Below are 6802 nucleotides of genomic sequence, written 5' to 3' on the forward strand. Positions count from 1 at the left end.
GCTTATTTTTTATCGACATGATAGATTTGATATACATCGCGTTTCGACAAATCTCGATCTTTAGCGACTGTTTTTATCGCCTCTTTTGAATTCATACCTTTTTCGTTTATATAATGTTCAATATGATTATATACTGAAATAGATTCCCACCATTTTTCTTCTGGAGCAGGTTCTTCCGTTGAACCAGCTACTAAAATACAAAACTCACCACGAACTTCATTTTGTTTCGTCCACTCAATTGCTTCTTCAACTGTTCCTCGAATAAATTCCTCGAATTTTTTCGTTAACTCTCGGCATAATACGATTTCTCTATTTCCCAATACTTCTTGCATCGAGATTAAAGTATCATCCAGGCGGTGAGGCGCTTCATAAAACATCATTGTAGTTTGTATGTAACGAAGCTTCTCTAACTCCATTTTTCTTTCTTTTTTATTTCTTTGTAAAAACCCATAGAAATAAAACTGTTTTGTTTCAAGTCCTGATGCAATTAATGCTGTAAGGGCTGCATTTGCCCCAGGAAGCGGGATTACATGATATTGCTCAGCTACTGCCTCGACAACAATATCATAGCCTGGATCGGAAATACACGGCATACCAGCGTCACTAACAAGTGCTACAGTCTTTCCTTCATCTAACTTCTCTAATATTTTCTTTCCACTTACTTCTTTATTATGCTCGTGGTAACTCATAACAGGCGTTTCAATTTCAAAATAATTACAAAGTTTTTTCGTTTGTCTCGTATCTTCAGCAGCAATTAAATCCGCTTCTTTTAAAATTCGGATTGCACGAAATGTCATATCTTCTAAATTTCCAATAGGAGTTGGTACTAAATATAAAACTCCCTTTTCACTTTGTTGAAAGCTTTTTTGTTGCCACATAGCGTTCTCCTTTTTGCATATATTCTTCTTTTTGTTTTCTATTTAATTGCTTAAAATAATACTCTGCTTGCATAGCTGTACGTTTATCTTCATGAAATTCTACGTATTTTAAAGCAACAGGAAGTCTAGCACGCGTATACTTAGCCCCTTTTCCGCTATTATGGGTCTCAATCCGCTTCTCTATATGATTTGTATATCCAGCATAGTAACTTCCATCAGAGCACTCCACTACATAAAAACAATGCTTATTCTTCTCCATATAAAATCGAGCGAATCTCCTTTGTATATTCATTATTTTCTTCATATACAAAAAGAGGTGGCAATATTTTCAAATCTGCGTTTCCGTCCTTAATTCCTTCAATTAACAATGTATTCGCTTCTTTCCCTGCCTTAGGATAAACAAATCGTACACGCTTCGGTTCAATTTTGTATTTACGCATTAATGTAACAATATCTAATAAACGACCTGGACGATGTACAAATGCTACTTTCCCGCCTTGCTTTACTAACTGACTACTTGCAGATACAACATCCTCTAGTGTACACATAATTTCATGACGAGCTATCGCTAAATGTTCATTCATATTTTTTTCAGAAGTTGCAGGTGTTTGGAAATAAGGCGGATTACATGTGACAACATCATATTGATGACGCCCAAGTTTCTCCGGCATATCTTTCAAATCCCCGTGTATTAAGTGAATTCTTTCTTCCAACTTATTGTATTGGACACTTCTTATTCCCATATCATATAAGCGTTCTTGAATTTCTACACCAGTAATATTCCCTTTCGTCCTTGTACTTAATAGAAGGGGCACAACTGCATTACCTGTACACAAATCAAGTAAATTACCTTTTTGAATTGGCACCCAAGCAAAGTCTGCAAGTAAAACAGCATCTAACGAGAAATTAAATACTGATGGGCTTTGTATAATCTTCAAATCTTGTGCTAATAAGTAATCTAAACGTTCATCTTCATATAAATTCATATGTTGCTCCTTTTCTTACACTTAACCTACCCTATTTCATCTTCTACTAATAAAAAACATATTCGATTCTACTCTCATGTATAAAAAATTACCTTTCCAATTATTATTGGAAAGGTAATTTCACTTTTTATTTAAAAATGACAGGCAGAATAAACAATCTCCCTCTTTACGTACACTTCCATAATGCAGATTACAAATATGAAAACCTTCTTGATATAGTCTTGCTAAATTATCGTAGCCTTCACCAATATCTGTCTTCGGCTTCACTTCTTTACGTTTTTGAGTTTTTTGTTTTTCTTTAATCTGTACTTCTTCAAAGCGGTGTCGCAAATTTTCATTTTCCATTTTTATATGTTGGTTTTCTTCCAGTAACTCTGCAAGATGTTGTTTTAATTCTCCCAACTGTTTGTATAAATGTCCAATTTGCTCTTCCATACTAGAAACCGATGCAAAAATATCTTTTTTCTCCACAAGCACCCACCTCATTAATCTGTGGTTTGACTCGAAACGACCCCTTTATTCACTAATTCATCTAACGTATATTCTACTATCCGTTCCTTGTCTACTAGTTCCACTTGAATTAATCTTTCTAAAATATTTAATCCGATAACACGGCCAGTACCATGCGGGGTTTGTATACGTTGATCTAAATCAGGAAGTTGTTCCTTTGCTGCCTCATATTCATCATTCTCATATTTTAAGCAACACATTAAGCGACCACATAAACCAGAGATTTTTGCAGGATTTAATGATAAATTTTGATCCTTTGCCATCTTAATGGATACAGGTTCAAAATCCCCTAAAAAAGTAGAACAACAAAGCATACGACCACATGGACCAATACCACCAAGCATTTTCGCTTCATCACGAACACCAATTTGTCTTAGTTCAATTCTTGTCCTAAAAATTGCTGCTAAGTCCTTCACTAGTTCGCGAAAATCAATCCGACCATCCGCAGTAAAGTAGAAAATAATTTTATTGCGATCGAACGTATACTCTACATCTACAAGTTTCATATCAAGATTATGTTCTACTACCTTTTGCTGACAAACTTGATATGCTTCTTTTGCAGCATGTTTGTTCTCTTCAACAATGGTACGATCGTTTTCATTTGCAATGCGAATAACCTTTTTTAGCGGTAATACAACGTCGTTTTCATCAACTTGCTTTTTGGTAATAACTACTTTTCCGTATTCAATACCTCTTACCGTTTCTACAATTACAAACTCATTTTCAGAGATATCGAACTGATTCGGATCAAAGTAATACACCTTTCCGGCCTTCTTAAAGCGAACACCTACTACATCATACAAAACGGTCATCCCTCCTGCAACCGCAACACTAACTGTTCGAACACAAGCTGCGCATTTACATTAGCGTTGATTCTATTTTTTGCCTCTAATATATTAAAGAGAGCTGATACAATGCGCTTCTGAGCGTAGGAGAAAGATTCAAACATCTCTTTCTGCTCATGAAAAACAAGACGATCTTCTTCTCCAAGTTGAACATATAATAAATCCTTATAAATAAGGAGTAACATATCTAAACCTTGCTGTAATTGTTCTTTCTCTCCAAAGTGTTTTCCCCATTTTTCTTGTACAAAAAAAATAGAGGCTTTATCTTTTTCGAGCGCTTCACATAATTTTATCACTAAAGCTCGTGCTTGTGCAAACCATTCATCACTACATAAAGCTAAAGCTTCATCAAAACTATTTGTGAGTTGTGCAGCAAGTGTCGATAAAGATGTCGTAACACCTTCATCCTGTAGTCTCCTAATTAAAGATTCCGTAGGTAACGGTCTAAATGTAACAACTTGACAGCGAGATAAAATCGTATTTAAAATTTGATGACTTTGTTCAGTAAGTAAAATAGCTGTTGTATCACTACTTGGTTCTTCTAAAAATTTCAACAGTGTATTCGCCGCATTTGCTGTCATACGGTCTGCGTGCTCAATAACATATACTTTTTTATTTGCTTCTAATCCTGTTTTTGAAAACTCTTCTTGTAAATCATGAATTTGCTGCTTCTTAATAGATAATCCGTCTGGTTTTACAATATGTAAGTTTGGGTGGTTACCTGAATCAATTCGCTTACAATTTGTACATACATGACAAGGCTCTACCCCATTCCGCTGAGAACAGAGGAAACTCTTTGCCATTTGAATTGCTGTCGCAAACTTTCCTGTTCCTTTCCCTCCCTCTAACAAGTAAGCGTGGGATATACGCTCTTTTGCGATGCTATTCATCAACATTTTTACACCGATGGGTTGTATAGCAGAAAGCTGCTCCCACGTCTTCGTCATAATGCATACCTCACTTATTTCATTCTTTCCTTCTATTATAACAATTTATCTTCTATAACTTGAATAACTTCTTCTATAAGTTTTTCCATTGGTTGATCAGCATTTACTAATACAATACGATCCGAGAAACGTTCTACAACTTGTAAATACCCTTCACGCACACGTTTATGGAAAGTGATATCTTCCATATCTAACCGATTCACTTCACGTCCTGCATCTTTTGCAATTCGAGCTAAACCAACCTCGGGTTCAATGTCTAGGTAAATTGTTAAACTAGGCATGCAGTCTTCTGTTGCGAAACGATTGATTTCAAATACTTTATCCATACCTAACCCTCTTGCATAGCCTTGATACGCTAAAGAGCTATCTATAAAACGATCACATAATACAAGGTAATCCTCATCAAGTGCCGGCATAACTTTTTCCACTAAATGTTGTCTACGTGCAGCGGCATATAGAAGTGCCTCTGTACGTGCTTCCATCATCGTATATTCTTGCTTATGTAAAATCGTTCTAATCTCCTCAGAAATTGCAATACCACCTGGTTCTCTCGTCGCCATTACCTTTTGTTCCTTTTGTTTAAAGTATGGCAATAAACCTTGAATTAACGTTGTTTTACCCGAACCTTCTGGCCCCTCAATTGTTACAAATAATCCCTTCATCCTAAAACCTACTTTCTATATCATACACTTTCATATATTTCGTGCTACCTTGAAAACGAGCGCCTGCTCTCTCTAAATGCATAATTTGCTCTTTATGTTCTGAAGTAATTCTTTCTCCATACATAATCAATGGAATACCAGGTGGATATGGAATTACCATTTCCGCCGCTATCATCCCAACTGCTTCTTCTACAGATACTACTTTTGTTTCATATCCTTCCAGTTGTTTATATGTATACGGCAGGGGAGAAATTTCTCCTTTATAAGTATAACGAATAGATTCCGTCTTGTCTTTCACCTCATAAGGTTGCAATGCCGCCCGGATCATCTCTATTGCCTTCATATACTTCTTATTTACTTGCAAAGGCAAAATAAATAAGACATTATATGGATCTGCCATTTCGGTATATATACCAACCTTTTCTAATACAGACTGTAATTCGTATCCTGATAACCGACAACGCGTCTGTATGGTAACTTTTAGCTCGTCTTGTAATGGATATTGTAAAATAGCTAATTGTGGGATAGAAGACAATTCTTCTTTAAATTCCTGTAAAAACTCGACAATTTCATCATGTCCCTTTTCTTTTATACGCGCTATCGTAAAGCGTGCAATATCAAGGGAAGCCATAATTGGATACGATGGACTACTAGATTGTAGCATACTTAAATAAGTAGAAACTTTTTCTTCTTTCACTAAGCGGCTATTTATATGTAAATAGGATCCCATCGTCATCGCAGGTAATGTTTTATGTGCGGAATGAACTACAATATCTGCACCATATGCTAAAGCTGACTTTGGAAATGTCCCACCTAAGCAAAAATGAGCTCCATGCGCTTCATCTACTAACACAGGAATTTTATGTGCATGTGCATAAGCAATGCTTGCCTCTAAATCCATCCCCATACCATAATAATTAGGATGTGTTAAAATAAGTGCTTTCGCATTTGGGTATTTTTCAATTGCTTCCTTAATAATCTCATCATGAATTCCCACGGGTACGTTATAAGCTTCATCAATCCATGGATCTAAAAAAATTGGATTTGCTCCTGCTAATTTTAAACCATTAATAATTGATTTATGACAATTTCTTTGTACAAGAACAATATCATGTTCCCTACAGCAAGACAAAATCATTGCTAAGTTCCCGATTGTTGAACCATTAATTAAAAAATAACTTTTGTTCACTCCATATACATCAGCTAATAATTGTTGTGCCTCATCTATACATTCAAACGGACTATGTAAATCATCTAACCCTGATAACTCAGTTACATCGATAGATAGTATATCTTTAAACTCCTCTACTGCCCCTTGAGGGAAGTTTAAACCATTTTTATGACCTGGAACATGAAAGGATAACGGCCTTCTTTCTTTAAACTCTATTAATGCTTCATATAAAGGTATGCGATTTTGATTCATCTATATCTCTTCCTTATTATTTCATTCTTTCTCTATTATACAGAACAAAAAAAATAATAGGCATATGCCTATTTAAAAATATGATACTTCTAATTTCCGAAGCTGTTTTAAATAATATATATACTTTGGATCATTTGTTTCTGTATTCACCATGTCCTTTTCACATTCATAACATATTAAATTATTATAAACATATATCCCTTCTTTTCTTTCTGTCTCACAAACAATACAAACTTCGTTTTGTGATTTCATACCTTTCCCTCCCTATTTAATTTAAATGGACATATTTTATACTTCTATTCCTTAACAATTTACAGAAAAATATACATCGATTTCTTATATAATATGATTCATCCTTGGGCAACGTGTTTGTATTACCATTACTTCTTTTTGCATACTGTTTGAAAACACAAAAAAACACAAGTCAAAAGACTTGTGTTTTTAGTTGCTTGGCGACGTCCTACTCTCACAGGGACAAGGTCCCAACTACCATCGGCGCTAGAGAGCTTAACTTCCGTGTTCGGTATGGGAACGGGTGTGACCTCTCTGCC

At 35.3% G+C, this 6802-nt stretch carries 9 protein-coding genes and 1 rRNA gene; all 10 read right to left on the reverse strand.

Going from position 1 to position 6802, the window contains the following annotated elements:
- Positions 1-2: 2 nt before the first annotated feature.
- Entirely contained in the window at positions 3-878 is an 876-nt protein-coding gene (gene rsmI, locus MR147_RS26255) for a 16S rRNA (cytidine(1402)-2'-O)-methyltransferase (protein ID WP_046199537.1), read from the reverse strand.
- Positions 847-1137 (reverse strand): GIY-YIG nuclease family protein, encoded by a 291-nt coding sequence (locus tag MR147_RS26260; protein WP_000414340.1) that lies wholly within the window; start codon positions 1135-1137, stop codon positions 847-849. The genes rsmI and MR147_RS26260 overlap by 32 nt, the downstream gene beginning before the upstream one ends.
- On the reverse strand, positions 1124-1864 hold the full coding sequence (locus tag MR147_RS26265; protein WP_001055351.1) for a tRNA1(Val) (adenine(37)-N6)-methyltransferase: 741 nt from the start codon (positions 1862-1864) through the stop codon (positions 1124-1126). The genes MR147_RS26260 and MR147_RS26265 overlap by 14 nt, the downstream gene beginning before the upstream one ends.
- 120 nt (positions 1865-1984) lie before the next feature.
- Positions 1985-2335 (reverse strand): DNA replication initiation control protein YabA, encoded by a 351-nt coding sequence (gene yabA / locus MR147_RS26270; protein ID WP_000412056.1) that lies wholly within the window; start codon positions 2333-2335, stop codon positions 1985-1987.
- A 14-nt stretch (positions 2336-2349) separates the two neighbouring features.
- Positions 2350-3177: a PSP1 domain-containing protein gene (locus MR147_RS26275; protein ID WP_000272429.1), complete on the reverse strand. Its 828-nt coding sequence runs from the start codon at positions 3175-3177 to the stop codon at positions 2350-2352.
- A gap of 5 nt (positions 3178-3182) precedes the next feature.
- On the reverse strand, positions 3183-4166 hold the full coding sequence (gene holB / locus MR147_RS26280; RefSeq protein WP_000169574.1) for a DNA polymerase III subunit delta': 984 nt from the start codon (positions 4164-4166) through the stop codon (positions 3183-3185).
- A 35-nt stretch (positions 4167-4201) separates the two neighbouring features.
- On the reverse strand, positions 4202-4828 hold the full coding sequence (gene tmk, locus MR147_RS26285) for a dTMP kinase (RefSeq protein ID WP_074606808.1): 627 nt from the start codon (positions 4826-4828) through the stop codon (positions 4202-4204).
- A gap of 1 nt (position 4829) precedes the next feature.
- Complete coding sequence (locus tag MR147_RS26290; RefSeq protein ID WP_242304870.1) at positions 4830-6251, reverse strand: aminotransferase class I/II-fold pyridoxal phosphate-dependent enzyme; 1422 nt, start codon at positions 6249-6251, stop codon at positions 4830-4832.
- Positions 6252-6323: 72 nt separating this feature from the next.
- Positions 6324-6503, reverse strand: a complete 180-nt coding sequence (locus MR147_RS26295; RefSeq protein ID WP_000842028.1) for a sigma factor G inhibitor Gin — start codon at positions 6501-6503, stop codon at positions 6324-6326.
- 195 nt (positions 6504-6698) lie between these two features.
- Positions 6699-6802, reverse strand: a 5S ribosomal RNA gene (gene rrf, locus MR147_RS26300); the annotation flags it as partial.

This window comes from Bacillus cereus group sp. BfR-BA-01350 (assembly GCF_022663775.1).
Taxonomy (GTDB): domain Bacteria; phylum Bacillota; class Bacilli; order Bacillales; family Bacillaceae_G; genus Bacillus_A; species Bacillus_A paranthracis.

What these genes read in the sequence shown, in the direction of transcription:
- MR147_RS26265 (WP_001055351.1), bottom strand. Translation starts at nt 1,864, where the DNA reads ATGAATTTATATGAAGATGAACGTTTAGATTACTTATTAGCACAAGAT.
- holB (WP_000169574.1), bottom strand. Translation starts at nt 4,166, where the DNA reads ATGACGAAGACGTGGGAGCAGCTTTCTGCTATACAACCCATCGGTGTA.
- MR147_RS26260 (WP_000414340.1), bottom strand. Translation starts at nt 1,137, where the DNA reads ATGGAGAAGAATAAGCATTGTTTTTATGTAGTGGAGTGCTCTGATGGA.
- tmk (WP_074606808.1), bottom strand. Translation starts at nt 4,828, where the DNA reads ATGAAGGGATTATTTGTAACAATTGAGGGGCCAGAAGGTTCGGGTAAA.
- MR147_RS26290 (WP_242304870.1), bottom strand. Translation starts at nt 6,251, where the DNA reads ATGAATCAAAATCGCATACCTTTATATGAAGCATTAATAGAGTTTAAA.
- rsmI (WP_046199537.1), bottom strand. Translation starts at nt 878, where the DNA reads ATGTGGCAACAAAAAAGCTTTCAACAAAGTGAAAAGGGAGTTTTATAT.
- MR147_RS26295 (WP_000842028.1), bottom strand. Translation starts at nt 6,503, where the DNA reads ATGAAATCACAAAACGAAGTTTGTATTGTTTGTGAGACAGAAAGAAAA.